Annotated in this window: 27 protein-coding genes; 18 read left to right on the forward strand and 9 right to left on the reverse strand. The window is 68.9% G+C overall.

Translation table 11 applies throughout. The features are described 5' to 3' along the window. Positions 1-21: 21 nt before the first annotated feature. Positions 22-1,401: a dihydrolipoyl dehydrogenase gene (lpdA, locus tag ACQBAT_RS05725; protein WP_420746109.1), complete on the reverse strand. Its 1,380-nt coding sequence runs from the start codon at positions 1,399-1,401 to the stop codon at positions 22-24. Positions 1,402-1,497: 96 nt separating this feature from the next. Here lpdA and ACQBAT_RS05730 point away from each other — a divergent pair, with 96 nt between their 5' ends. Then, positions 1,498-1,677, forward strand: a complete 180-nt coding sequence (locus tag ACQBAT_RS05730; RefSeq protein WP_420746108.1) for a DUF5302 domain-containing protein — start codon at positions 1,498-1,500, stop codon at positions 1,675-1,677. Positions 1,678-1,765: 88 nt separating this feature from the next. On the opposite strand, the gene ACQBAT_RS05735 is transcribed toward ACQBAT_RS05730, so the two are convergent. After that, positions 1,766-3,298: a leucyl aminopeptidase gene (locus ACQBAT_RS05735; protein ID WP_420746107.1), complete on the reverse strand. Its 1,533-nt coding sequence runs from the start codon at positions 3,296-3,298 to the stop codon at positions 1,766-1,768. A gap of 134 nt (positions 3,299-3,432) precedes the next feature. On the opposite strand from ACQBAT_RS05735, the gene gcvT reads away from it, so the two are divergent. Next, positions 3,433-4,539, forward strand: coding sequence for a glycine cleavage system aminomethyltransferase GcvT (gene gcvT, locus ACQBAT_RS05740; RefSeq protein WP_420746106.1), 1,107 nt, complete (start codon positions 3,433-3,435; stop codon positions 4,537-4,539). Positions 4,540-4,588: 49 nt separating this feature from the next. Here the strand turns inward: gcvT and ACQBAT_RS05745 are convergent, their stop codons facing one another. Continuing rightward, positions 4,589-5,095, reverse strand: a complete 507-nt coding sequence (locus ACQBAT_RS05745) for a bifunctional adenosylcobinamide kinase/adenosylcobinamide-phosphate guanylyltransferase (RefSeq protein WP_420746105.1) — start codon at positions 5,093-5,095, stop codon at positions 4,589-4,591. Positions 5,096-5,239: 144 nt separating this feature from the next. Next, positions 5,240-5,839, reverse strand: coding sequence for a DUF937 domain-containing protein (locus ACQBAT_RS05750; RefSeq protein WP_420746104.1), 600 nt, complete (start codon positions 5,837-5,839; stop codon positions 5,240-5,242). Between the two features lie 91 nt (positions 5,840-5,930). On the opposite strand from ACQBAT_RS05750, the gene ACQBAT_RS05755 reads away from it, so the two are divergent. Next, positions 5,931-6,146, forward strand: coding sequence for a hypothetical protein (locus ACQBAT_RS05755; RefSeq protein WP_420746103.1), 216 nt, complete (start codon positions 5,931-5,933; stop codon positions 6,144-6,146). Positions 6,147-6,149: 3 nt separating this feature from the next. On the opposite strand, the gene ACQBAT_RS05760 is transcribed toward ACQBAT_RS05755, so the two are convergent. After that, complete coding sequence (locus ACQBAT_RS05760) at positions 6,150-6,746, reverse strand: DUF3043 domain-containing protein (RefSeq protein WP_420746102.1); 597 nt, start codon at positions 6,744-6,746, stop codon at positions 6,150-6,152. A 133-nt stretch (positions 6,747-6,879) separates the two neighbouring features. Here ACQBAT_RS05760 and ACQBAT_RS05765 point away from each other — a divergent pair, with 133 nt between their 5' ends. Next, a complete protein-coding gene (locus ACQBAT_RS05765) occupies positions 6,880-8,247 on the forward strand; it encodes a dipeptidase (RefSeq protein WP_427197778.1) in 1,368 nt (455 codons plus the stop codon). After that, the gene (locus tag ACQBAT_RS05770) at positions 8,240-9,178 is read left to right on the forward strand and encodes a glutathione S-transferase family protein (protein ID WP_420746100.1); all 939 of its coding nucleotides are present in this window, start codon (positions 8,240-8,242) and stop codon (positions 9,176-9,178) included. Before ACQBAT_RS05765 ends, ACQBAT_RS05770 begins: the two co-directional genes overlap by 8 nt. 93 nt (positions 9,179-9,271) lie before the next feature. Here the strand turns inward: ACQBAT_RS05770 and ACQBAT_RS05775 are convergent, their stop codons facing one another. Beyond that, positions 9,272-9,823, reverse strand: a complete 552-nt coding sequence (locus ACQBAT_RS05775; RefSeq protein WP_420746099.1) for a hypothetical protein — start codon at positions 9,821-9,823, stop codon at positions 9,272-9,274. A 256-nt stretch (positions 9,824-10,079) separates the two neighbouring features. Beyond that, positions 10,080-10,241 carry a hypothetical protein gene (locus ACQBAT_RS05780; protein WP_420746098.1) on the reverse strand — a complete coding sequence of 54 codons (162 nt, stop codon included), beginning with the start codon at positions 10,239-10,241 and terminating at the stop codon, positions 10,080-10,082. 735 nt (positions 10,242-10,976) lie between these two features. Here ACQBAT_RS05780 and trpS point away from each other — a divergent pair. The 7 genes from trpS to ACQBAT_RS05815 all read left to right on the forward strand — a co-directional run bounded on the left by trpS (position 10,977) and on the right by ACQBAT_RS05815 (position 17,546). Next, positions 10,977-12,110 (forward strand): tryptophan--tRNA ligase, encoded by a 1,134-nt coding sequence (gene trpS, locus ACQBAT_RS05785; RefSeq protein WP_427197755.1) that lies wholly within the window; start codon positions 10,977-10,979, stop codon positions 12,108-12,110. Between the two features lie 37 nt (positions 12,111-12,147). Then, positions 12,148-13,248 carry a glycerate kinase gene (locus ACQBAT_RS05790; RefSeq protein ID WP_420746097.1) on the forward strand — a complete coding sequence of 367 codons (1,101 nt, stop codon included), beginning with the start codon at positions 12,148-12,150 and terminating at the stop codon, positions 13,246-13,248. A gap of 100 nt (positions 13,249-13,348) precedes the next feature. After that, positions 13,349-13,699 carry an iron-sulfur cluster insertion protein ErpA gene (gene erpA, locus ACQBAT_RS05795; RefSeq protein WP_420746096.1) on the forward strand — a complete coding sequence of 117 codons (351 nt, stop codon included), beginning with the start codon at positions 13,349-13,351 and terminating at the stop codon, positions 13,697-13,699. Positions 13,700-13,706: 7 nt separating this feature from the next. Beyond that, complete coding sequence (aat, locus tag ACQBAT_RS05800; RefSeq protein WP_420746095.1) at positions 13,707-14,372, forward strand: leucyl/phenylalanyl-tRNA--protein transferase; 666 nt, start codon at positions 13,707-13,709, stop codon at positions 14,370-14,372. Positions 14,373-14,477: 105 nt separating this feature from the next. Continuing rightward, positions 14,478-15,359 carry an aa3-type cytochrome oxidase subunit II gene (gene coxB / locus ACQBAT_RS05805; RefSeq protein ID WP_420746094.1) on the forward strand — a complete coding sequence of 294 codons (882 nt, stop codon included), beginning with the start codon at positions 14,478-14,480 and terminating at the stop codon, positions 15,357-15,359. 16 nt (positions 15,360-15,375) lie between these two features. Then, positions 15,376-17,148: an aa3-type cytochrome oxidase subunit I gene (gene ctaD / locus ACQBAT_RS05810; protein WP_420746093.1), complete on the forward strand. Its 1,773-nt coding sequence runs from the start codon at positions 15,376-15,378 to the stop codon at positions 17,146-17,148. 2 nt (positions 17,149-17,150) lie between these two features. After that, positions 17,151-17,546 carry an aa3-type cytochrome oxidase subunit IV gene (locus ACQBAT_RS05815; protein WP_420746092.1) on the forward strand — a complete coding sequence of 132 codons (396 nt, stop codon included), beginning with the start codon at positions 17,151-17,153 and terminating at the stop codon, positions 17,544-17,546. 98 nt (positions 17,547-17,644) lie between these two features. On the opposite strand, the gene trpD is transcribed toward ACQBAT_RS05815, so the two are convergent. Both trpD and ACQBAT_RS05825 read right to left on the reverse strand, forming a co-directional pair. Then, the gene (trpD, locus tag ACQBAT_RS05820; RefSeq protein WP_420746091.1) at positions 17,645-18,727 is read right to left on the reverse strand and encodes an anthranilate phosphoribosyltransferase; all 1,083 of its coding nucleotides are present in this window, start codon (positions 18,725-18,727) and stop codon (positions 17,645-17,647) included. Then, on the reverse strand, positions 18,724-19,104 hold the full coding sequence (locus ACQBAT_RS05825; protein WP_420746090.1) for a hypothetical protein: 381 nt from the start codon (positions 19,102-19,104) through the stop codon (positions 18,724-18,726). The genes trpD and ACQBAT_RS05825 overlap by 4 nt, the downstream gene beginning before the upstream one ends. A gap of 182 nt (positions 19,105-19,286) precedes the next feature. Here ACQBAT_RS05825 and ACQBAT_RS05830 point away from each other — a divergent pair, with 182 nt between their 5' ends. From ACQBAT_RS05830 to ACQBAT_RS05855, 6 genes are all read left to right on the forward strand, one after another. Beyond that, on the forward strand, positions 19,287-19,883 hold the full coding sequence (locus tag ACQBAT_RS05830) for a cytochrome c oxidase subunit 3 (protein WP_427197779.1): 597 nt from the start codon (positions 19,287-19,289) through the stop codon (positions 19,881-19,883). A gap of 64 nt (positions 19,884-19,947) precedes the next feature. After that, entirely contained in the window at positions 19,948-20,751 is an 804-nt protein-coding gene (locus ACQBAT_RS05835) for a cytochrome bc1 complex diheme cytochrome c subunit (RefSeq protein WP_420746088.1), read from the forward strand. Beyond that, positions 20,751-21,830 (forward strand): cytochrome bc1 complex Rieske iron-sulfur subunit, encoded by a 1,080-nt coding sequence (locus tag ACQBAT_RS05840; RefSeq protein WP_420746087.1) that lies wholly within the window; start codon positions 20,751-20,753, stop codon positions 21,828-21,830. The genes ACQBAT_RS05835 and ACQBAT_RS05840 overlap by 1 nt, the downstream gene beginning before the upstream one ends. Then, positions 21,827-23,635 (forward strand): cytochrome bc1 complex cytochrome b subunit, encoded by a 1,809-nt coding sequence (locus tag ACQBAT_RS05845; protein WP_420746086.1) that lies wholly within the window; start codon positions 21,827-21,829, stop codon positions 23,633-23,635. Before ACQBAT_RS05840 ends, ACQBAT_RS05845 begins: the two co-directional genes overlap by 4 nt. A 149-nt stretch (positions 23,636-23,784) precedes the next feature. Beyond that, positions 23,785-24,126 carry a metallopeptidase family protein gene (locus tag ACQBAT_RS05850; protein WP_420746085.1) on the forward strand — a complete coding sequence of 114 codons (342 nt, stop codon included), beginning with the start codon at positions 23,785-23,787 and terminating at the stop codon, positions 24,124-24,126. 110 nt (positions 24,127-24,236) lie between these two features. Beyond that, positions 24,237-24,518, forward strand: coding sequence for an Lrp/AsnC family transcriptional regulator (locus ACQBAT_RS05855; protein ID WP_420746084.1), 282 nt, complete (start codon positions 24,237-24,239; stop codon positions 24,516-24,518). The last annotated feature ends 210 nt before the right edge of the window (positions 24,519-24,728 follow it).

Consider the following 24,728-nt stretch of genomic DNA (forward strand, 5'->3'; position numbering starts at 1 on the left):
TCAGCCGCAGGCTTCGCCGGGTCAGGCGTGGGCGTGCAGCGGCTTGCCGGCCAGGGCCAGATGGGCCTCGCCCAAGGCCTCGTTCTGGGTCGGGTGGGCGTGGATCAGCGCGGCGACCTCTTCGGGCAGCGCCTCCCAGCCGACGATGAGCTGCGCCTCGCCGACCTGCTCACCCATCCGGGCGCCGACCATGTGAACACCGACGACGGGGCCGTCCTCCCCGGAACGGACCAGCTTGATGAAGCCGGCCGTGCCCAGGATCTGGGACTTGCCGTTGCCGCCGAGGTTGTACTCGTAGGTGCTCACGCCCTCGCCGTACTGCTCCCTGGCCTGCTCCTCGCTGAGCCCGACCGAAGCGATCTCCGGGTCGCAGTAGGTGACCTTGGGGATCAGGTGGTCCTGCACGGGCTGCGGCTCCAGCCCGGCGATGTCCTCGGCCACGAAGATGCCGTGCGCGAAGCCGCGGTGCGCGAGTTGCGGGCCGGGCACGATGTCGCCGACGGCGCGGACGTTGCCTACGCCGGTGCGCAGCCGCTCGTCGGTGATGACGAAGCCACGCTCCAGCGGGATCCCAGCCTCCTCATAGCCCAGGCCCTCAGTCGAAGGGCCGCGACCGACGGCGACCAGCAGCAGGTCGGCCTCGAGGGTCTCGCCGCCCTCGAGCTCGACCTTCACCGCGGAGTCGTCCTGGGAGACCGAGGCGACCTTGGCGCCGGTCTTCGCGGTGATCTTGCGCTTCCGGAAGGCCCGCTCCAACTGCTTGCTGACGGCAGGGTCCTCGGCTGCGACCAGGCGGTCCAGCGCCTCGACGACGGTGACCTCTGCACCGAAGGAGCGCAGCACCGAGGCGAACTCCACCCCGATCACGCCGCCGCCGAGCACGATCGCCCGCTGCGGGATCTCAGCCAGCCCCAGAGCCTGGTCACTGGTCATCACCCGGCCGGCAATCTCCATACCGGGCAGGGTCTTGGCGTAGGAGCCGGTGGCCAGCACGATGTGCTCGCCCACCAGCTCGCGGTCGCCGACGGTGACCGTGGTGGGGGAGGTGAGCCGGCCCTCGCCCTCGACGTAGGTGACTGCCTCCGCGCCCTTGACCAGACCCTGCAGCCCCTTGTGCAGACGGCCGACGACCCCGTCCTTGTAGCTGTGCACCCCGCCCAGGTCGATCCCCTCGAGGCTGGTCTTCACCCCGAACTTCTCCCCCTCGCGCGCCGCGTCGGCGAGCTCGGCGCTGTGCAGCAGCGCCTTGGTGGGGATGCAGCCGCGGTGCAGGCAGGTGCCGCCGAGCTTGTCCTTCTCCACCAGGCCCACCCGTTGGCCGAGCTGCGCTGCTCGGAGGGCGCAGGCGTAGCCTCCGCTGCCCGCACCCAGGATGACGATGTCGAACTGTTCAGCAGCCATGCGGGCAATCCTGCCACCACCGACAAATCCCGTGACAACCCCTCCGCCCCGTGTCACAGTGGACGCACATTGTCCCCGGGAGAGAGGAGGCCGACCGTGAGTGATTCTCCGGCGACGGATGACGTCAAGGCCAAGTTCCGCGAAGCGCTGGCCAAGAAGCAGGCGCACGGAGGTGCCGACGTTTCGGACCACTCCGAGCACGGCAAGGTCGCGGGTCGCCGCGGCGCCAAGACCTCCGGGGCTCAGCAGATGTTCCGGCGCAAGAGCGGCGGCTGACGCACCCCGAACGGACGCGAGGGGCACCATCCCGGGATCGGGGTGGTGCCCCTCGTGCGTGCGATGGGTGCGGCGTGACCCGGGTGGGTCAGGCGGAGTACTCCCGGGCCAGGGCGACGAGGGTGCGCACGGCCGCGCCGGTGCCGCCCTTGGGGTGGTAGCCCCACGGCGCCTTCTCGTTGAAGGCCGGGCCGGCGATGTCGATGTGCGTCCACGGGATGTCCGCGGCGTCCTCGCCCTCGCCCTTCTTCCCGACGAACTCCTGCAGGAAGGTGGCGGCCACCATCGCGCCCGCGGAGCGCTCGCCGGTGTGCTTGAGGTCCGCGACCGGGGTGTCCAGGGTCGGGCGGATCTCCTCAGGCATCGGCAGCGACCAGGCGGTGTCGCCGACCTCGTTGCCCAGGCGGGTGACGGTGTCGCGCAGCTCGTCGTCGTTGCCCATGACGCCCATCGTGCGCTCGCCCAGGGCGATGATGCAGGCACCGGTCAGGGTGGCGACGTCGACGATGGCATCCGGCTGCTGCTCGGTGGCCAGCGCCAGGCCATCGGCCATCACCAGGCGGCCCTCGGCGTCGGTGTTGATGATCTCCACGGTCCGGCCGCCGCGCATGGTGACGATGTCACCGGGGCGCTGGGCGAGGTCGCCGGTCATGTTCTCGGCCAGGCACAGGTAGGCGGTGACCTGGACCGGCAGCCCGAGCTGGGCGATGGCGAGCACGCCTGCGGCGCAGGCGGCGGCGCCGGCCATGTCCATCTTCATGGTGATCATCGCGGCACCGGGCTTGATGCACAGGCCGCCGGAGTCGAAGGTGATGCCCTTGCCGACCAGCGCGAGGTGTCGCGAGGCACCCTCGGGGGTGTAGCGCAGCGTCACCAGGCGCGGGGGACGGCCCGAGCCCTGCCCGACACCGAGGATGCCGCCGCAGCCCTCCTGCTCAAGACGCTCGGCGTCCCAGACCTCGACCTCGACCGGGAGACCGGCGGCGCGGGTCTCCACGGACCCGGCGAAGGTCTCCGGGTAGAGCTGGTTGGGCGGGCTGTTGACCAGGTCGCGGGCGTAGCGCACCGCGTCGATCACGGCCAGGGCGCTCGCGGTGGCGTCCTCCGCCTCGTCGGCGCCGACGCCCGTGACGACGGCCTCACCCAGGCCGGCCTTGGCGGATTCGACCTTCCCGACACCGTGGTGCTCGCGGAAGGTGTAGGCACCCAGCGCGGCACCTTCGGCCACCGCGCTCGCCTCGTCCACGCCCGACTGACCCAGGGCGAAGACGGCGGACGAGCGACCGGCCAGCGCTCGCGCAGCCACGCCCGCGGCGCGGCGCAACCGCTCGACGCGGGTCGCGGGGCCAGCCTTCGGCATACCGACCACCACGACGAGCGGGGCGGCCACTCCGGGGACGCCGGTGAGGCGCACGGTCTCCTCGGCACCGGCCTCGGCGCCCAGGGCGCCCAGCGCCTCGTTCAGGTGGGTGGCGGCCTCCTCGGGCAGCCCGTGGCCGTCCGCGAGGGCGACGGTTCCGTCGGTCTTGGTGGCGGCGACCACGAGGGCGTCGGCCTCGATCCGGCCGGCCTCCTCGTCGGTCAGGCGCAGGGTGGTCTGGGCGTGGGCGTCATCGGCCATCGAAGGGGGCTCCCTAGTCGTAGATCGCGGTCGTCGAAGATCGTCGTTCCAGATCGTCGTGCCGGATTTCCGTGCTGCGACGAGTCCCGGCCCCACGAGACTAAGACACGGCGCCGACACTAAGGTGACCAGATATGAGCGAGCATGCGACGAAGACGTCCCCCCTGCACGACAAGCACACCGCCCTCGGCGCCAAGATGGCCGATTTCGGCGGCTGGTCGATGCCGATCGAGTATCCCGGCGGGGGCGTGGTCCGCGAGCACACTGCCGTCCGTGAGCGGGTCGGTCTGTTCGACGTCTCGCACCTGGGCAACGCGCAGGTCAGCGGCCCCGGCGCCAAGGACTTCCTCAACTCCTGCCTGACCAACGACCTCGAGCGGATCGAGCCCGGCAAGGCGCAGTACACGATGTGCTGCGACGAGAGCGGCGGCGTCGTCGATGACCTCATCGCCTACCTGCGCTCCGAGGACGACGTCTTCCTGATCCCCAACGCCTCCAACAACGCCGAGGTCTGCCGCCGGCTGCGCGAGCAGGCGCCCGAGGGGATCACCGTCGAGGACGTCCAGGACGACTTTGCGATCATGGCGATCCAGGGCCCGAAGTCCGATGAGGTGCTCCAGGCCCTCGACCTGCCGACCGGGCACGACTACATGAGCTTTGTCGACACGCAGTGGGACGGGCGGCCGGTCAGCGTGTGCCGCACGGGCTACACGGGGGAGCGGGGCTATGAGCTGGTCTGTCGCACCGAGGATGCCGGCGAGCTGTGGGACGCGATCGTCGAGGCGATGGAGCCCTTTGAGGGCCTGCCCTGTGGGCTGGGCGCCCGCGACACCCTGCGCACCGAGATGGGCTATGCCCTGCACGGCAACGAACTCTCGCTGGACATCACCCCGGTGATGGCCCGCACCGGCTGGGCCGTGGGTTGGAAGAAGGATGCCTTCTGGGGCAAGGAGGCGCTCACCGCCCAGCGCGAGGCCAAGGAGAGCCGCCTGTCCGGCGGCCTGCTGGTCACCGGCCGCGGGATCCCGCGCGCCCACTGCGCGGTGCTGGACGCCGAAGGCAACCAGATCGGTGAGGTCACCTCGGGCACCTTCAGCCCGACCCTGAAGCAGGGCGTCGCGCTGGCGCTGCTCGACCGGGGGATCGAGGAGGGTCAGGAGGTCACGATCGACGTGCGCGGTCGCCAGATCGAGGCCAAGGTGAGCAAGCCGCCGTTCGTCGAGGGCGGCGCGAGCTCGTAGTCGGCAGGGGGCAGCACGCCGCCCCAGCACCTGCCGAGGGGCGCTGCGGTCACTCGGTGACCGCGGCGCCCTTCGTCACGTCCAGCACCCGCCCGCCGACGATGGCGTGCACCCGGTCGGCTGCGGCGGAGAGTCGCTGGTTGACCCGCGCGAGCAACTCCTCGGCGAGCCGCTGGTGTGGCCCTTTGCCCAGACCCCAGGCGGGCTCGGTGGTCAGCACCACGGTGTCGTAGGGCACCGCCCGCACCGCCAGGCTGAGCTCGTCCAGGTAGTCGTCCAGCCGCGCGTGCGCGGTCTCCGGGTCGTCCCAGAGGTCGTGCTCGGTCAGGGTGCCGACCAGCCACTCCGGCACGTCGTCGATGACGATCGCGGTCCGCGCGGCGAGCAGAGCGCGGGTCAGGTCGCGGCTGCGCACGACGCTCCAGGTGTCGGGCAGGTCGTGGTCCTGTGCCTCGCCCGTGCCCACGTAGCTCACCCGGTCATGCTGTGCCAGTAGGGCTTTCGCGTGTCGTGATCGTCCGCTGTAGGGGTTTCCGAGCACCAGCGTGGTCGTCATCGGGACGTCTCCTCCTACAGGGCGGCAGGTCGGTGCCCAGCATAGCGACGGGGTGCGCGGCCCGGGTGGGTCCGGGCCGCGCACCCCGTGCGGGAGTTCACAGTCCAGGTATGCCGTGTGGCGGCTCCTGCAGGTTGGTTCGCCTCAGCGTCGGCCGCCGCCGAGGGCCGAGCCGAGCACTTCCTGCAGGATCGAGGTCATGTCCAGGCCGCCGCCCTGCTGCTGGTCGGCGCGGTTGTCGGCCTGGCGGCTCTGCTGCTCCGCGGGGCCGTTGCCGAGTGCGCCGCCGGGTTGATTGGTGCTGCCACCACTCGGCTGCTGGGTCTGGGCCCCTCCGCCGCGCTGCTGGCCGGCGCCGGTCACCTGACGAGCCAGCCAGGAAAGCACGATCGGGGCCAGGATCGGCAGCAGGCGCCGGACGATCGGGCCGAGCTGGCCGCCGCCCATCCCGCCGAGCTGGTTGACGACACCGTCGGTGTTGTTGCCGAAGACGTGCCCGAGGATCTTCTCGCCGTCGTTGGTGTCGACGCGGTCCAGGTTCACGCCGTCGTCGAGGCCGTCGTGGTGCTGGCCGAGGGCCTCGAGCAGCGACTGAGCACCGCTCTGGTCCTCGGAGTTCTTGTGCAGACCGCCGAGCAGCGCCGGCAGCGCGGCCTGCACAGCCTGACGCGTGGTGGCGTCGTCGGTGCCGAGTGCGGCCGAGAGCTGCTCGATCGGAAGGGAGCGCATCAGCTGGTCGATCATCGTTGACCTCTTCTCGTCGTCAGGCCCCTGGTGGGACCGGTGCTGCTCACGAGCCTAGGACAGATCCGCCGCCACGTCCTACGGTTGGAGGATGAGCGATGCCTACACGTGGTCCTTCGAGAATTCCGACGGCACCCCGCTGACCGATCTGGGGCTGGCCTCGATCGAGTTCCCGACCCAGGCCGATGCGGAGTCCTGGCTCAGCGAGGAGTGGCCGACGCTGGCCGACGCCGGGGTCCAGTCGGTGACGCTGCGCCGGGGCGAGGACGATGTCTACGGCCCCATGAGCCTGAGCCCCGCGGACTAGGCCTCAGCGACGCTCCAGCTCGGCCCCACGCGCCACCTGCGGGCGCGGGATGCGGCTCATCCGCATCTGGAAGGAGCGGAGCACGACGTACAGCGCCGACCCCTTGGGCGGCTCCTCGCCGAACGCCTCGGCATACCGCTTCTTGGTGCGGCGCCACAGCAGCCAGGAGTCCATGACCCCGAAGAACATCAGGCAGTAGGCGCCGACCATGGTGGCGATCCGCGCCCAGTCGGTGCCGACGAAGGACAGCGCCAGGATCATCAGCATCACCGGCAGCAGGATCTCGCCGACATTCCAGCGGCGGTCGACGGCGTCGCGCAGGAAGCGGCGGCCGGGGCCCTTGTCCCGCGGCGCGAGGTAGCGCTCGTTGCCCGCGAGCATCTCCTCGCGAGCCTTCATCCGCTCGGCCTTGCGGCGCGCCTTCTGCTCCTCGGCGTTGGTGCCCTTGGCGCCCACGATGGGACGACGGTTGGCGGCCTCAGCGTCCTTGCGCTTGGGGGTCGGCCGACCCTTGCCGGCCGCGCGAGCTCTCTCGTCGGACTCGCGCACGTAGGCGCTCGTCAGGTCTTCGGGCTCGGACCGCTTCTTCCACAACTGCACCGCCCAAGGATACGTGAGGCCTCTGCGGCCGCCGGAAGCCGCCGAGCGGGTAGGAGATGCCACGACTAGAGTCGGACGAGTGAATGATCAATCTTCTGCCGCCGCAGACCTCGCCGAGCGCGTCCGGGACCTGATGCCCGGGGTGCGCTCCGACCTGGAGGCCCTCACCCGGATCCCCTCGGTCTCGCTCGACTCCTTCGACCAGCAGCACGTCGAGGACAGCGCGCTGGCCGTCGCCGACCTGCTGCGCGCCGAGGGGCTCGAGGTGGAGATCGTCCGCGAGGGCGGTCGCCCCGCGGTGATCGGTCACCTGCCGGCGCCGGAGGGGGCGCCGACGGTCCTGCTCTACGCCCACCACGACGTGCAGCCGCCCGGGGACGACGCCGACTGGGACACTCCTGTCTTCGAGCCGACCCAGGTGGGGGAGCGGCTCTACGGGAGAGGGGTGGCCGACGACAAGGCCGGCGTGATGGCGCACGTCGCCGCGCTCCGCGCGCACGGCGGTCGACCCCCGGTGGGGGTGACCGTCTTCGTCGAGGGCGAGGAAGAGGTCGGCTCCGACTCGCTGCCAGCGATCCTGGAGCGCCACGGCGACCGGCTGGCCTGCGACGCGATCGTCCTCGCCGACTCGCACAACTGGAAGATCGGCGTCCCCGCGCTGACCACCACGTTGCGCGGCCTGGTCCGAGTGGTCGTGGAGGTGCGGGCGCTCGACCATGGCGTGCACTCCGGTCTCTACGGGGGAGCGGTGCCCGACGGGCTCACCGCGCTCTGCCGTCTCCTCGCCACCCTGCACGACGAGAAGGGCGACGTCGCCGTCGCGGGGCTGAAGACCTCCGAGGCTGCCGATCTCGACTACTCCGAGGATGATCTGCGCGCCGACTCCGGCCTCGCCGGGGGCGTCAGCCCCATTGGCACCGGGTCCTTCCTGTCCCGTCTGTGGACCAAGCCGTCGATGACGGTGATCGGGATCGACGCCCCGACCGTGGAGAAGGCCGCCAACCTGCTCACCCCGGTCGGTCGCGCCAAGCTCTCGATGCGGATCCACCCCGAAGAGGTGCCGGACACGGCATACGGGCTCCTAAAGACCCACTTGGAGGAGAACGCGCCGTGGGGGTGCCAGGTGAGCGTCACCCTCGACGACGACGGCGCCGGCTTCGCCGCCGATGCCCAGGGTCCCGTGTATGACGTCGCGCGCTCGGCCTTCCGCGACGCCTGGGCGGGTGTCGAGCCGGTCGACATCGGGGTGGGTGGGTCGATCCCGTTCGTCGCCGCCTTCGCCGAGAAGTTCCCGGACGCTGCCATCCTGGTCACCGGCGTCGAGGACCCGGACACCCGCGCGCACGCCGCGAACGAGTCGCTGCACCTGGGCGAGTTCGAGCGGGTCTGCCTGGCCGAGGCGCTGCTGCTGGAGCGGCTGGGGGAGCTGAGCGCGGGAGATAGGGGCGAGGACACGAGCCTGGGGGACCGGAGCACGACCGAAGGAGAGAACCATGGCTGAGAACGGGAGTTACGTCGGCGACGGCGCGTACGAGCGCAAGACGAAGTACATCGAGACGCGCATCACCAAGGACGGGCGCGATGGCTTCCCCGTCGAGCCGGGACGCTACCGCCTGGTCGTCTCCCGCGCGTGCCCGTGGGCGCACCGGGCGATCCTGACCCGCCAGCTGTTGGGTCTCGAGGACGTCCTGTCGATGGGCGTCTGCGGACCGGTGCACGACGAGGACAGTTGGACTTTCGACCTGGACCCTGGCGGCGTCGACCCGGTGCTGGGGATCCCCAAGCTCAAGGACGCCTACGAGGCGCGACCGGATGGTTACCCAGAGTCGGGGATCACCGTCCCGGCGATCGTGGACACCACGACCGGGCAGGTGGTGACCAACGACTTCCACCAGATCGTGCGCGACCTGGTGACCGAGTGGACCGACCACCAGAAGGCGGACGCGCCGGACCTGTGGCCCGAGGCGCTGCGGGACGAGATCGAGGAGATGTCGGACCGCAACTACACCGAGGTCAACAACGGGGTGTATCGGTGCGGTTTCGCCGGCAGCCAGGACGCGTATGACGAGGGCTACGACCGGCTGTTCGCGCGGCTGGACGAACTCGAGGAGCACCTGGCGACCCGGCGATACCTGGTGGGGGAGCAGCTCACCCTCGCCGACGTGCGCCTGTGGCCGACGCTGGTGCGCTTCGACGCGGCGTATCACGGCCACTTCAAGTGCAACCGGCAGAAGCTGACCGAGTTCCCCGTGCTGTGGGCCTATGCGCGCGACCTCTGGCAGACCTGGGACTTCGGGTCAACGGTGAACTTCGAGCACGTGAAGCAGCACTACTACGCGACCCATCTCGACATCAACCCGACAGGGGTCGTGCCCAAGGGCCCGGACACCTCGGGTTGGTCGGAGCCTGCCGGGCGTGAGTCACTGAGCTGACCACTGGGCGGTGGGTTTGGGCTGCGTGGGCAACCCAGACCCACCGCCGAGCAGTTGGTCGGTCAGCCGCCGGTGCCGGCGTCCTGCGTCGGATCAGCAGTTGATGTTGCCGTGCGGAGGCTGTCCGCCCGGGTTGCCGCCGGTGTCTCCGCCGGTGCCGCATGGGGAGAGCGAGTTGTCGATGAGAGTCCCTCCCAAGACTTGACCGCTGCCGGTCGTCGGGGTCTGGCCCGGGCACGTCATGATCCAGGTGTAGTTGAGGACTGCTCCGCCATTCGCGCTGTTCTTGAATTGCCCGGCGTCCACGTGCATGCAGCGGGTTTGCCCTCCGAGGAGGGTGAACTGGGTCACTAGCCGGTTGTCGATGTTGGCCTGAGCCTGACGGCAATCAGTTCCGACGCAGAAGTTCCCAAGGTTGATGGTGACCGTGCAGGTGGGGTTGTGGTTGATCCACTTCATCCGGGAGTGGTAGTACTTCGGGTTTCCGGGGTGCTTGCAGAAGTTGCTGGTGAAGGACGGCTCGACCGGTGGCTTCACCGGGCTGGCCGCGAAGGCCGGAGCGACCTGCGCGACGGCGACCACTGGCACACTCCACGCCGCACCCTTGACCAGGGTGCGGCGTGACGGCTTGCTGAACTGACCCATCTGAAGAACCCCTTCACAATCCCGCTGTTGTCCCGCCTCGGTCCTCGAGCGAGGGCCCCTGTGAAGCGAGGCTGGTGCACGGCCAGCCTCAGCGACGCGACACCTCGGTTGACGCCGCGTCCATCGATCTACGGACCGATCTTCAGAGGGGATTCAGGGAGTGGAGTTGAGCGGCGTCGGGAGTGAACGGTTGGTGAGAAAGACGAAGGGCCCGGTCCAGTGGACCGGGCCCTTCGTGAACTTCTAGGTATGGATGTCAGCCCTCGGAGCCGTCACCCTCGGTGCCGCCACCGCCGCCCTCGACCGGAGCGGGCGCCTCACCCTCAGCCGGAGGCTGCTCGACGTCGGCGGGAGCCGGCTGCTCGGCATCGCTCTCAAGGGATGGCTGCTCCACGAACTCGTCCTGCGTTTCCTCCACACCCTGCGGCCGAGCGTCTACCCCGGGAGGACCACCCTCGCAGCCATCCGTCTTTTGCGGGCTGCGAGTCCGGCCAAGGTCCCGCATGCCGGGCTGAGAGTAGAAGTGGATCCACTGGGCGTTGGAATCGGCCTGCACCCATCCCATGTCGTAGCAAGCGCTTCCATCGTTCGCCACAGTAACGGTAACCGTGCTGACATCCTCCCGGGTGCCTGCCCGGAGGAACGGGTTGCCGGATCCGTTCAGAACCCGAATCGTGAATGAGGTACCAGGCGCGGGCGGCGTGGCACACCGGCTGAAACTCATGCAGAAACGAATCTTGTAGTAGTTCGTCGTTGAGTACCGACAGGAGTTGGCCTCATCGAGGAAGAAATCAACGCACGGAGGCGGGTCACCAGTGGCGGCTACCGCTGGCGCAACCTGGGCAATCGCCACGACGGGGACGCTCCATGCAGCGCCCTTGACGAGGGTGCGCCTCGTCGGGTTCTTGAACGAGCTGGACATCTGCAGTACTCCCCTGCGTCGAGTTGAAGGTTGCGCCATCAGTAACGGGCCTGAGACCGACACGGGCTCGGACCCCGGTGGAGGTTCTGGTGCAGGCAGCCCCGTCGCCTCCAACTGGACAATACAGCCGCCTTACAGAAAGTGCCAGTCCGGGTGACACCTTCTTGTGATAACGATTCGGTCACGGTTCCGTCGCAGACCGGGGGAGGTGGTCACGTACGATCAGACGTTGTGACCACCTCCGTTGACCTGCTCGAAGATCCCACGGCCGGAGAAGCCTTGGCCGACAGTACATCTGACGCCTCGCTCACCCGCAGCGTCGCCCGGAGTGCCCAGATCCACGCCGACCTGGACGTCCACCCGGAGCGCTATCGGATGCTCACCGGGGACCGTCCCACCGGCCACCTGCACCTCGGCCACTACTTCGGCTCGCTGGCCAACCGCGTGGTCCTCCAGGACAAGGGCATCGACACCTTCGTGCTGATCGCCGACTACCAGGTGATCACCGACCGCGACGAGGTCAGCAGCATCCAGGAGCGCGTGTTCTCCCTCCTGACCGACTACCTCTCCATCGGCATCGACCCGACGCGCACCACGATCTTCACGCACTCCCAGATCCCCGCGCTCAACCAGCTGATGCTGCCCTTCCTCTCGCTGGTCACCGACAGTGAGCTGCGCCGTAACCCCACGGTCAAGGCCGAGCAGGAGGCCACGGGTGGCCGACCGATGAGCGGTCTGATGCTCACCTACCCGGTCCACCAGGCCGCTGACATCCTCTTCTGCAAGGCCAATGTCGTCCCGGTCGGCAAGGACCAGCTGCCCCACCTCGAGCAGACCCGTGTGGTCGCGCGCCGTTTCGACGAGCGCTACGGCCGCGCCGGCGACAAGAGCGCCCCGGTCTTCCCCGCGCCCGACGCCCTCCTGTCCGACGTGCCAAACCTGCTCGGCACCGACGGCCAGAAGATGAGCAAGTCCAAGGGCAACACCATCGAATTGCGGATGTCCGCCGACGACACCGCCAAGGTGCTCAGGAAGGCCGTCACCGACTCCGACCGGCGCATCACCTACGACCCGGTCGGCCGCCCCGAGGTGTCCAACCTGGTGCAGCTCGCCGCCCTGACCACCGGCCGTGACCCGCACACGATCGCCGAGGAGATCGGGGACGGCGGCTCGGGCACGCTCAAGAAGCTGGTCACCGAGTCGGTCAACGAGTACTTCGCCCCCATCCGCGCCCGCCGCGCCGAACTCGAGGCCGACCAGGGTCACCTGCGCGATGTCCTCGCCGACGGCAACGCGCGCGCCAACGCGGTCGCCGAGGCCACCCTGGCCGAGGTCCGCGAGGCGATGCAGATGGTCTACGGCTGAGGCCTCCACACACCCCAACTACTCTTTATATATACGTATGCCGCTTCCCACCCGCCGCCCGCGCGTCCTGGTGGTCGCGGACGGCTTCGGGCCACTCAGCCCGCACGAGGCCGCCGACGCAGTCGCCGAAGGCTGGTCCCGCCAGGCTCCCCATGTCGACGTCGAGGCGCACGTCTCGCACGCCGGGGGCGCAGGCTTCGTGGACGTGGCCACCCGGGGTCGGGACGCGACCACCCACCCCGTGGTCGTGCCGGGACCCCTCGGTGACGAGGTCCCGGCCGCTGTCACGGTGGTCTCGACCAGGGGCGGGGACACGGCATACCTGGACTCGGCGCAGGTCGCCGGCCGCCACCTCGTCGCGCAGGACCAGCTCGCCGACCCCGCCCGTATGTCGAGTGCCGGCCTCGGCCGTCTCCTCACCCTGGCGCGGGAGACGGGGGCGGAGCGGATCGTGGTCGGGGTGGGCGCGCTCGCCTGCCACGACGGCGGCGCGGGTCTGCTGCGCGAGCTGGGCGCGGGGGAGGACCTGACCGACCTGCCGCGGGTCCGCCGCGAGTGGGCGGACGTCAACCTCGTGCTCGTCACCGACACCGAGGCCACCCTGCTCGGCTTCCACGGCGCCTCGGCGCGACTGACCGAGCACCACGGAGTCGCCCCGGCGGTGAGCCAGCGGCTGGAAGGCGAGCTCGGCGAACTGACCGACGTGGTGAACCGGATCTTGCCACCGAGCACCGACCTGCTCACCGGCCTCGCCCGCCGACCCGAGCGCGAGCTGGGTGCCGGCGCCGGGGGAGGGGTCGGCTACGCGCTCCAGCTCCTCGGCGCGCGGACCGACACCGGGGCGCGCTTCCTGCTCGACGAGCTCGGCCTGCGCGAACGCCTGCCCCGAGCCCTGCTCGTCCTGGTGAGCGACGCCTACGACTCGCTCACCGTCCACGAGGGCGTCGTCGCCGACACCGCCCGGGCCGCGCTCGAGACCGCGACCCCGACCGTCGTCCTGGCCCGCGAGGTCGCGGTGGGCCGCCGCGAAGGGATGTCGCTGGGGATCAGCGGCTCCTATGCCGTGCGCGAGGGTGAGTCGCCCGGCGACCTGGCCGCCCGGGTGGCCCGGACCTGGACACCCGCCCCGAGGGCGTAACCTGGACGGCGGTCATGAGACTCCACCGGGAACAACCCGCACGCCGGAGGAGTTGACCGACGCAAGACCACCTGCCCCCTGTCGCAGAGAGGACATCCGCATGACGGACACCACCCAGACCAAGGCCCACGGGGTCGAGCTCACCGACGTCGCCGCCGACAAGGTCAAGAGCCTGCTCGCCCAGGAGGGCCGCGACGACCTGCGCCTGCGGATCGGCGTGCAGCCCGGCGGCTGCTCCGGCCTGATCTACCAGCTCTACTTCGACGAGCGCACCCTCGACGGTGACCTGTTCCGCGACTTCGACGGTGTCGAGGTCGTCGTGGACCGGATGAGCGCCCCCTACCTGGACGGCGCGAAGATCGACTTCGCCGACTCCATCGAGAAGCAGGGCTTCACCATCGACAACCCCAACGCCGGCTCCTCCTGCGCCTGCGGCGACAGCTTCAGCTGAGCACCTGATGGGCGCCGCCGACGCCTGGGCGGAGGCGGTGGCCCACACCCTCCCGGGCCAGGACCTCGTCGGCGTCGGCGCCGACCTGCAGCCCTGGACGATCCTCAGCGGCTATCGCAACGGGGTCTTCCCCATGGGCCTGGGGGAGGGCGGCGGACCCCCGCTCGGCTGGTGGTCGCCGGACCCGAGGGGGATCCTGCTCCCGGGTGAGCTGCACGTCAGCCGGTCGCTGCGACGCTCGCTCAAGGCCTTCGAGATCCGTTACGACACCGCCTTCGAGTCGGTCGTCGCCGGGTGCGCCGCGCCGCACCGGCACGGGGCCTGGATCACGCCGCGCATCGTCGACGCCTATCAAGACCTGCATCACCTGGGCTGGGCGCACTCGGTGGAGGCCTGGCAGGACGGGGAGTTGGTCGGGGGACTCTACGGCCTGAGCATCGGGCGGCTGTTCGCCGCCGAGTCCAAGTTCCACACCGTCACCGACGCCTCGAAGGCCGCCGTCGTCGGCCTGGTCGCGGCGATGGAGGAGGACGGTATGCCGTGGGTCGTGGACGTGCAGTGGCGCACCGATCATCTGGCTTCCCTGGGGGTGCGCGAGGTGCCGCGCACGACATACCTGGAGCTGCTCGGGGGACTGATCGAGGGGGAGCCGCCGCCGCGCTTTCGCGGGTGACCCGCCGCAGGGGTCCCAGGTGAGAGGATGACGACCAGGTGAGGGTAAGGTTTCACCCTGTCATGACCGGTCGTTACGAGAAGTGCGAAGTGCGAGGTGTCCCTAGTGCGACGGCGTAAGGATTCCCGGCCCAGCGTGGTCGGTCAGCGGTGGGGGCTCCCGGCCGCCATGGTGGGAGTCGCGCTCCTGCTGGCAGGCTGCGGTGAGTCCGCCGCGCGCGGGTACCTGCCCGAGCCGGTGACCGAGGCCGGTCACGACGTGGTCTTCTTCTGGAACGCGACCTGGATCGCGGCGCTGGCCGTCGGCGTCCTGGTGTGGGGTCTGATCCTGTGGTGCCTCTTCGCCTACCGCAAGAAGAACGATGAACTGCCCACGCAGTTCCGCTACCACGTGCCGCTGGAGATCCTCTACACGATCGTGCCGATCCTGATGGTCGCCGCGCTGTTCGGCAAGACCATCGAGGTCCAGAACACCCTGCTTGAGCGCCAGGACAACCCGGACGTGGTCGTCAATGTCGCCGGCAAGAAGTGGAGCTGGGACTTCAACTACATCAACGAGGACGTCTACATCGCCGGCGTCCAGGCGGCCACCCTCAACGACGGTCTCGAGGGCGTGCCGGAGACGCTGCCCACACTGGTCCTGCCGGTCGACTCCCGGGTGGAGTTCGTGCTCACCTCACGCGATGTCATCCACTCCTTCTGGGTCCCCCAGTTCCTGCAGAAGCTGGACATGGTCCCGGGGCGGGTCAACATCTTCCAGGTCACCACGACCGAGGAGGGCACCTTCGACGGCAAGTGCGCCGAGCTGTGCGGTGCCTACCACTCCGAGATGCTCTTCAACGTCCAGGTCGTCTCCCAGGAGGAGTACGACCAGCACATCGAGGACCTGCGCGCTGCCGGCAACACCGGCCAGCTGGGTCTGGAGCTCGACCAGTACGAACTGCAGCCGGACCAGCGGGACAAGTTCCCCGAGCCCAGCGGGCGCTGAGGGAGGACGAAGGTAGATGGCAATCACGACGCGCCCCACGGGCGAGAGCGACAAGCGGCTGGTGCCGATCGAGGAGCGCAGCTCCTGGGTCCGCCAGGCGGTGACGATGCTCACCACCACCGACCACAAGGTGATCGGCAACCTCTACTTCGTCACCACGATGGCCTGGTTCATCGTCGGTGGTCTGATGGCGCTGGTCATCCGCGCCGAGCTGTTCACCCCCGGCCTGCAGGTCGTGGCGAACCCCGAGCAGTTCAACCAGATGTTCACCATGCACGGCACGATCATGCTGCTGATGTTCGCGACGCCGCTGTTCGCCGGATTCGCGAACGCGCTCGTGCCGCTGCAGATCGGTGCCCCCGACGTCGCCTTCCCGCGACTGAACATGCTGGCCTACTGGTTCTTCTTCTTCGGCAGCCTGATCGCCGTCGGTGGCTTCCTCACCCCGCAGGGCGCCGCGAGTTTCGGCTGGTTCGCCTACATGCCGCTCGCCGGCCCGACGCACAGCCCCGGCCTGGGCGGTGACCTGTGGGTCCTCGGCCTGGCGCTAACCGGTTTCGCGACGATCTTCGGTGCGGTCAACTTCATCACCACGATCGTCTGCATGCGCGCCCCCGGCATGACGATGTTCCGGATGCCGATCTTCACCTGGAACATCCTGGTGACCTCGATCCTGGCCCTGATGGTCTTCCCGGTCCTGGCCGCGGCCTTCTTCGGGATGGCGGCCGACCGCCTCTTCGGCTGGCACATCTACGACCCGTCCTACGGCGGGGCCATGCTGTGGCAGCACCTGTTCTGGTTCTTCGGCCACCCCGAGGTCTACATCATCGCGCTGCCGTTCTTCGGCATCATCACCGAGGTCATCCCGGTCTTCAGCCGCAAGCCGATCTTCGGTTACAAGACCCTCGTGCTGGCGACCGTCTCGATCGCGGCCCTGTCGGTCTCGGTCTGGGCGCACCACATGTACGCCACCGGCGCCATCCTGCTCGAGTTCTTCACGATCATGACGATGCTGATCGCGGTCCCGACCGGTGTGAAGTTCTTCAACTGGGTCGGCACCATGTGGCGCGGCCAGATCAGCCTGGACACCCCCATGCTCTGGGCGATCGGCTTCATGGTCACCTTCCTCTTCGGTGGTCTGACCGGCGTCATCCTGGCTAGCCCGGCCCTGGACTTCCACGTCACCGACTCCTACTTCGTCGTGGCGCACTTCCACTACGTGGTCTTCGGCACCGTCGTCTTCGCGATGTTCGCCGGCTACTACTTCTGGTGGCCCAAGTTCACCGGGCACATGCTCGACGAGACCTGGGGCAAGGTGCACTTCTGGATGCTCTTCTTCGGCTTCCACGGCACCTTCCTGATCCAGCACTGGCTGGGCGTCAAGGGCATGCCGCGGCGCTACGCCGACTACATGCCCGAGGACGGCTTCACCTGGATGAACCAGCTGTCGACGATCTCCTCGTTCCTGCTGGCCGCCTCGATGCTGCCCTTCTTCTACGCGGTCTGGAAGAGCTTCCAGACCCCGAAGGTCACCGTCAACGACCCGTGGGGCTGGGGCGGCTCGCTGGAGTGGGCCACCTCCTGCCCGCCCCCGCGGCACAACTTCGAGACCATCCCGCGGATCCGCTCCGAGCGTCCTGCCTTCGACCTGTACCACCCGGAGGTCGGCACGCTCGAGTCGCCGGAGCCCGACAAGTCTGTCGCCGAGGAGCTGCTGGGTGGGCCTGACACCGACCCGCAGGGTCACGTCGGCACCGAGACCGGTGGCACCACCGGAGAGGAGCGCTGAGGATGAAGGCTGAGGCCAAACTCTTCGCCTACCTGGTTCCCTTCTTCCTGCTCGTCGGTGGCATCTACACCTACTTCACCGATGAGTGGGTCGGGATCATGGGCCTGTTCCTGACCGCGGCGCTCTGCGGCTTCGTGGCCTGGTTCTTCTGGCTGTCCGGCAAGAACGTCGACCCGCGCCCCGAGGACAACCTGGAGGGTGAGATCGCCGACCAGAGCGGCGACTACGGGCACTTCGCCCCCTACTCCTGGTGGCCGCTGTGGCTGGGTCTGTCCACCTCGGTGGTCGTGCTCGGCGTCGGCGTCGGCTGGTGGCTGGTCGTCGTGGCCGCCCCGTTCCTGATCATCTCGATCGTCGGCTGGACCATGGAGTTCTTCCACGGCGAGAAGGCGGTCTGAGCCGGCCACACGGCATACCGGACTCACGACACCACACACGACACCACGCGCAGGGCCCCGGTCGAGATCGACCGGGGCCCTGCACGTGTGAGGTTGGTTCAGTCGGAGGTGCTGGCGTCGGGGGTGGTGGCGGCGACCCAGCGCTCGACCAGCCGGCTCGCGGAGCCGTCGTCGAGGGCGGCGGCTGCCCGCGCCATCCCCGCCCCGACGAGGGTATGCAGTGTGGCCTCGTCGGTCGGGACCGCGCCACGCTCCCCGGCGTCCAGGAGGGCGAGCGCGAGGCCGGCGTTGAGCAGCACCGCGTCGCGCACCGGGCCGGGGGTGCCTGCGAACAACTCGCGGGCGACCTGTGCGTTGTGCTCCGCCTCGCCACCCCGCAGCGACTCGACAGGGTGCAGAGGCAGACCGAGGCGAGCTGGGTCGAGGGTGAGCTGGATGACGTCCTCGCCCTGCACCCACCAGAGGGTGCTGGTCGTCGCCGGCGTGATCTCGTCCAGCCCGTCGTCGCCGCGGAAGACGACCGCGCGGGTGCCACGGGCGGCGAAGACGCCGGCGAGCAGTTCGGCCATCCGGGCGTCCGCGGAGCCGACTGCGGCATAGCGGGTCTGCGCCGGGTTGGTGAGCGGGCCGAGGAAGTTGAAGGCCGTCGCGATCCCCATCTCGCGCCGGACCACGGCGGCGTGCCGCATCGAGGGGTGGAAGGTCTGGGCGAAGCAGAAGGTGATGCCGACCTCGGCGGCGAGCTCGGCGACCCGCTCGGGGGAGAGGTCCAGCCGGACCCCGAGCGCCTCGAGCATGTCGGCCGAGCCGGAGCGGCTGGAGGAGGCGCGGTTGCCGTGCTTGACGACGACGGCGCCCGCGGCAGCCATCACGATCGCCGACATCGAGGAGATGTTGACGGTCATGGCCCGGTCCCCGCCGGTGCCGACGATGTCGATGGTCGGACCGTCGACCTCGAAACGGTGGGCGTGCCCGAGCATGGTGGTGGATAGCCCGGACATCTCCTCGACCGTCTCACCCTTGGCGCGTAGGGCGGCCAGGAAGGCGCCGAGTTGCGCGGGGGAGGCCTCGCCCGACATCACCCGGTCCATCGCCCAGGAGGTCTGGGCGGCGCTCAGGTCCTCGCCGCGGACGAGCGCGGTGAGCAGGTCGGGCCAGGTCGCCTCGACCGCCGTGCTCACCGGCCCGCGAGCTCGGAGACCGCGGAGGACAGCTTCTCCGGGTCCAGGGGGCGGGAGACGGCGGCGTCGGCCTGCGACCAGGTCGCCAGCCAGCCGTCCACCGGACGCCCGGTGAGCACCAGGATCGGCGGGCACTCGAAGATCTCGTTCTTGAGCTGGCGGCTGATCCCCATGCCGCCGAAGGGCTGCGCCTCGCCGTCCAGGATGAGCAGGTCATAGCCGCCGCCCTGGACCTGCGTCTGGACCGCCTCGGGGGTGGCGCACTCGTGCCAGCGCTCGATCGTGACATCGGGCGAGGGGCGGTCGCCCACGCCCAGGCGCACGGCGTCGCGCACGGAGCGGTCGTTGCTGTAGAGCAGGACGGAGATCGCGGTCATGGCGACGATGGTATGCCAGGGAATGCGGTCAACGGCAGCGGGGAGCACGCCACGCGGGGAGGGGTGCGGCGGAAGGTCAGGGCATGGGCCATAATGTCCGAGTGGCGACGACACCTTCAGCAACGATGACCGACGCGGAGCGGTTCCACGCGACCGCGCACGGGCCGGCGACGAGGCCGAACATGACCGCCGTGGGGACCATGGTGTGGCTGGGCAGCGAGATCATGTTCTTCGCCGGTTTGTTCGCCATGTACTTCACGATCCGTTCGGTGGCTCCGGACCTGTGGGCAGAGCGGACCGAGTACCTCGATGTGACCTTCGCCTCGATCAACACCTCGATCCTGGTCATCTCCTCGCTGTGGTGCCAGTTCGGGGTCTGGAAGGCCGAGCGCGGCATCCCGCACCGCACCGGCAGCATCTTCCACATCGGTAACCCGCTCGGCGCCACCGGCTGGGGGATGCGGGAGTGGTACGTGCTGACCTACATCTTCGGCTCGATCTTCATCGCCGGTCAGATCTGGGAGTACGCCACGCTCACCATGGAGGGGATGACCCCGACCGCCGACCCCTACGGCTCGGTCTTCTTCATCACCACCGGCTTCCACGGGCTGCACGTCCTGGGCGGTCTGATGGCCTTCCTGCTGATCATCGCGCGTAGCTTCACCGCCAAGCGCTACACCCACGCCCAGGCCACGGGCGCCGTCGTGACCTCGTACTACTGGCACTTCGTCGATGTGGTCTGGATCGCCCTGTTCTTCGTCATCTACATCCTGCGGTGATCGCATGAGCTCGACGCCGACCCCTGACCCCTCCCGCCCCGAAAACCCACGGAAGGACCGACGCGTGAGTTCTCTCGCCGCCCGCCGCCGCAGCCCGATGGCGGTGCTGCTGGTGCTGCTGCTCGGCCTGATGTTCACCGGCACGGCCTACGCCGCACTCCAGCCCAAGGCCGCTCCGGGCACCTCCGCCGCGACCGTGTCGCAAGAGGACATCGAGGCTGGTCACCAGCTCTTCCTCGGCAACTGCGCCAGCTGCCACGGCCTGAACGGTGAGGGGGTCGAGAACGTCGGCCCGTCGCTGGTCGGCGCCGGTGCCGCCGCGGTCGACTTCCAGGTCGCCACCGGCCGGATGCCGCTGCCCGCTCCCGGCGTGCAGGCGGCCCGCAATATCTCGCAGGTGAAGTTCAGCGAGGAGCAGATCACCCAGCTCGCGGCCTACGTGGACTCCCTGGGCCCCGGCCCGGCGGTTCCGGACGCCGAGTGGATCGACCCGGCCCAGGGCGACATCGCAGCTGGTGGTGCGGCATACCGGACGAACTGCGCGATGTGCCACAACTCCTCCGGAACCGGTGGTGCGCTGACCCGCGGCAAGTACGCCCCTACCCTGCGTGGCGTCGAGCCGCAGCACATCTACGAGGCCATGCTGACCGGCCCGCAGTCGATGCCGGTCTTCAACGACAACAACCTGACCCCCGAGGAGAAGCGCGACATCATCGCCTTCCTCCACTACATCGAGGAGGGGGGCAACGACTACGGCGGCGCTGGCCTGGGCAACCTGGGTCCCTCGGGTGACGCCCTGTTCGTGTGGACCCTGGGGATCGGCACGATGATCGCTGCGGCGGTCTGGCTCGGACGGAAGGCTGCTTGATGGGCAACGAGCGCGATACCTCACCAGCGATCATCCGCGAACAGCGCGAGGACCAGTTCGCCAACCCGGGGCTGCCCCCGCACGTCCCGCGCCGCGCCGACGTCGACGAGAAGGCCGCCCGGCGGGCCTCCGTCCAGGTCGTGACCCTGTTCACCCTCTCGGTGCTCGGCTCGATCGGCTTCCTCGTCGCTTACTACGTGATCGACCCGAACCTCAAGGGTCACATCATCGGGATCGGCGAGGTCAGCCTCTTCCACGTGGCCCTCGGTCTATGCATGGCCTTCTCGCTGCTGGGGATCGGCTTCGGCGCGATCCACTGGGCGAAGACGCTGATGCCCGACGAGGAGGTCGTGGAGTACCGCCACGTCCAGGCCTCGGACGAGGAGACCCGCAACGACGTCGCGCAGACCCTCTCGCACGGCTTCCGCGCCTCCCAGCTCAACCGCCGCACCGCGATCCTCGGCTCGGCAGCCGGCGCGCTCGGGCTCTTCGCGCTGCCCCTGGTGGTGCCCGTCGTCGCGGGGCTCGGCCCGCGTCCGCGTGGTGAGCTCTACGAGACGAACTGGGAGCCGGGCATGCTCCTGCGGATCGACCCCTCGGGTGCTCCGATTCGGGCGGCCGACGTGACCAGCGGCTCGGTCTTCCACGTGATGCCCGATGGCTTCGTGGGTGCGCCGATGTATGACCTGCACCCCAACGACATGCTGATCTCCAAGAGCAAGGACCAGATCATCCTGGTCAAGCTCGACCCTTCGCTGATCAAGAGCCAGAAGCAGCTTGATTGGGGCGTGGACGGGATCGTCGCCTACTCCAAGGTGTGCACGCACGTGGGTTGCCCGGTGGCGCTCTACGAGCAGCAGACGCACCACCTGCTCTGCCCCTGCCACCAGTCGACCTTCGACATGACTGATGACTGCAAGGTGATCTTCGGCCCGGCCAAGCGGCCGCTGCCGCAGCTGCCGATCACGGTCAACGACGAGGGCTACCTGGTCGCGGCCGACGGCTTCCGCGAGCCGATCGGGCCGAGCTTCTTCGAGCGCAACAAGAAGTCCTGGCTGACCGGAGAGGATGACGCATGAGCACCGCGAGCCGCGTCCCGCAGGGCGCTGACCGCTTGCGCGCCGATGACGGCGTCGCCGCGACCGAGTACGGCCCCGGTCACCAGGGGTCCAAGGACGCGAAGTTCCACCCGGCCCTGGGGTGGGTGGACGAGCGCACGGGCGCGGCCAAGGGGCTGCGCTTCGGCCTGGGCAAGGTCTTCCCAGACCACTGGAGCTTCCTGCTCGGTGAGGTCGCGATGTACTCGATGATCATCGCGCTGCTGACCGGCACCTTCCTGACCTTCTGGTTCGTGCCGAGCATGGGGCACATGGTCTACGAGGGCTCCTACGTGCCGCTGAAGGGTGTGCACATGTCGGAGGCCTACGCCTCGACGCTGCACATCAGCTTCGAGGTCAAGGGTGGCCTGCTGATGCGTCAGCTGCACCACTGGTCGGCGCTGTTCTTCATCGTCGGTATCGCGCTGCACGCGGCCCGCGTCTTCTTCACCGGCGCCTTCCGCAAGCCGCGTGAGATCAACTGGGTCATCGGTGTGGTGCTCTCGCTGCTGGCGGCCCTGGAGGGCTTCGCCGGCTACTCGCTGCCGGATGACCTGCTCTCGGGCACCGGTATCCGGGCGATGAACGGCTTCATGATGTCCGCGCCGGTGATCGGCACCTGGATGACCTTCTTCGTCTTCGGTGGCGAGTTCCCGGGTGAGGTCATCATCCCGCGGCTCTACATCATGCACGTGCTGCTGCTGCCGGCTCTGATCGTCGGTCTGTTCGTGGCTCACCTGCTGCTGGTCGTCGTGCACAAGCACACCCAGTACCCCGGGCCGGGCCGGACCAACGACAACGTGGTCGGCTTCCCGGTGATGCCCGTGTATGCCGCGAAGGCCGGTGGGTTCTTCTTCGTCGTCTTCGGTCTGACCGCCCTGGTCTCGGCCCTGGTGGCGATCAACCCGGTCTGGGTCTTCGGTCCCTACGACCCGACCCAGGTCACCGCCGGTTCGCACCCGGACTTCTACATGTGGTTCTCCGATGGTGCGCTGCGACTGCTGCCGGGCTGGTTGGAGTTCGAGCTCTTCGGCACCGTCTGGAGCATGAACATCTTCCTCGGCTCGCTGCTGCTGTTGCCGCTGGTCTGGATCATCCTCGGCCTCTACCCCTTCGTGGAGGCCTGGGCGACCGGCGACAAGCGGGAGCACCACCTGCTGCAGCGTCCGCGCAACGCCCCGGTGCGCACCGCGATCGGCATGGCGGGCATCTCGATGTACCTGGTGCTGGCGATCGCCACCATCAACGACATCCTGGCGCTCAAGCTGCACATGTCGATCAACGACATCACGATCATGCTGCGGATCCTGTTCTTCGTGGCCCCTGTGGTCGTGTTCTTCACGGTCAAGCGCCTCTGCCTGTCGCTGCAGCGGCACGACCGCGAGAAGGTGCTGCATGGCTATGAGACCGGGCGGATCGTCCGCACCCCAGAGGGCCGCTTCTTCGAGGTGCACGAGGACATCGACCCCTACGAGCGCTGGTCGCTGGTGGACTACGAAACCCCGCGTCCGTTGGGCGAGCTCGAGGGCGCCAGCGCCGACGAGCACGGTGTGCGTCGTCCGGGCGCGCTCAGCGCGGTCCGTCGAGCGCTGTCCAAGTTCTACTACAAGGACACGGTCTCGGCCGTCACCCCGGCGGAGCTGGCCGCGGCGCACCACCACGGTGAGCACGAGGCCATCGCCGAGGCGAGCAGCCCGCAGCTCGGTGTCCCGGTCAACGATGCCGTCGGTGACGACGACTTCGAGGACCACCACGGCAGCGCCGTCCAGGCTCCGCCGCGGCACTGAGGTCGGCCATCACCGACGCGCAGTCCCGCGAGGGTTTCACCGATCACGAGGAGCGCCCCGTCCCGCACGAGCGGGACGGGGCGCTCCCGTGCCCGCAGTGTGGGCAGCCTCACGAGGACGTCCGCGGCCAAGGTTCTGCGCTGGAGCTCATGACGCGTGCCGAGTTCGAGGATGCGGTGGGGGAGGCCCTGGATCTGGTGCCGCCGCGGCTGATGGATCAGTTGGACAATGTGGTCTTCCTGGTCGAGGACGAGCCACCGCCAGAAGACCCGGAGCTGCTCGGCGTCTACGACGGGATCCCGCTGACCGAGCGCGACCTCGCCTGGGGCGGGCATCTGCCCGATCGCATCACGATCTTCTCCGGGCCCCTGCAGCGGATGTGCGAGGACCGCGAAGAACTCCTCGACGAGATCGCCATCACCGTCGTGCACGAGATCGCGCACCACTTCGGGATCGACGACGAGGCCCTCCACGAGTTGGGCTGGGGCTGATCAGTTCGCTGCGTGGCTGCCTTCTGGCGCAGCGGGCCCACCCTTCCTTCCCACCCTTCCTTCCCACCCTTCCTTCCCACGGTCCTTCCGGCCCTGGGTAGAGTGGCCAGGTGATCTCCGCCATCGTCCTGATCAAGGCAGAAGTGAGCCGTATCCCCGAGGCAGCTCGGGAGATCGCGCAGATCGAGGGGATCAGTGAGGTGTACTCGGTCACAGGTGACGTCGACCTCATCGCTGTCGCCCGGGTGGCCAAGCACGAGGATTTCCACGACGTGATCGCCGACCGGCTCAACAAGGTCGCCGGGGTCATGGAGACCAGTACCCACATCGCTTTCCGCACCTACAGCGACGAGGACCTCGACGCCGGCTTTGCGCTCGGTCTCGACGACTGACAACGACTGACCCCTTTTCCCTGCGCTGCCTTCATGACCTAACAGGCTCATGTCCTTGTCACGCTAAGTGACTCGCGGGTAAGTTGTTTCCCAGCCCCCGTGACAGGCCGGTACTGGATACAACGACGTACCTGGTCCTGAGGCAGGGGCCGTCGAGGGCCACCCCCTGCTCCAGGCTCTCGACGGCCTCAGTCCAGGGCCCATGTTCAG

Source organism: Ornithinimicrobium pulveris (genome assembly GCF_050261105.1).
In the GTDB taxonomy this organism is placed as follows: Bacteria; Actinomycetota; Actinomycetes; order Actinomycetales; family Dermatophilaceae; genus Ornithinicoccus.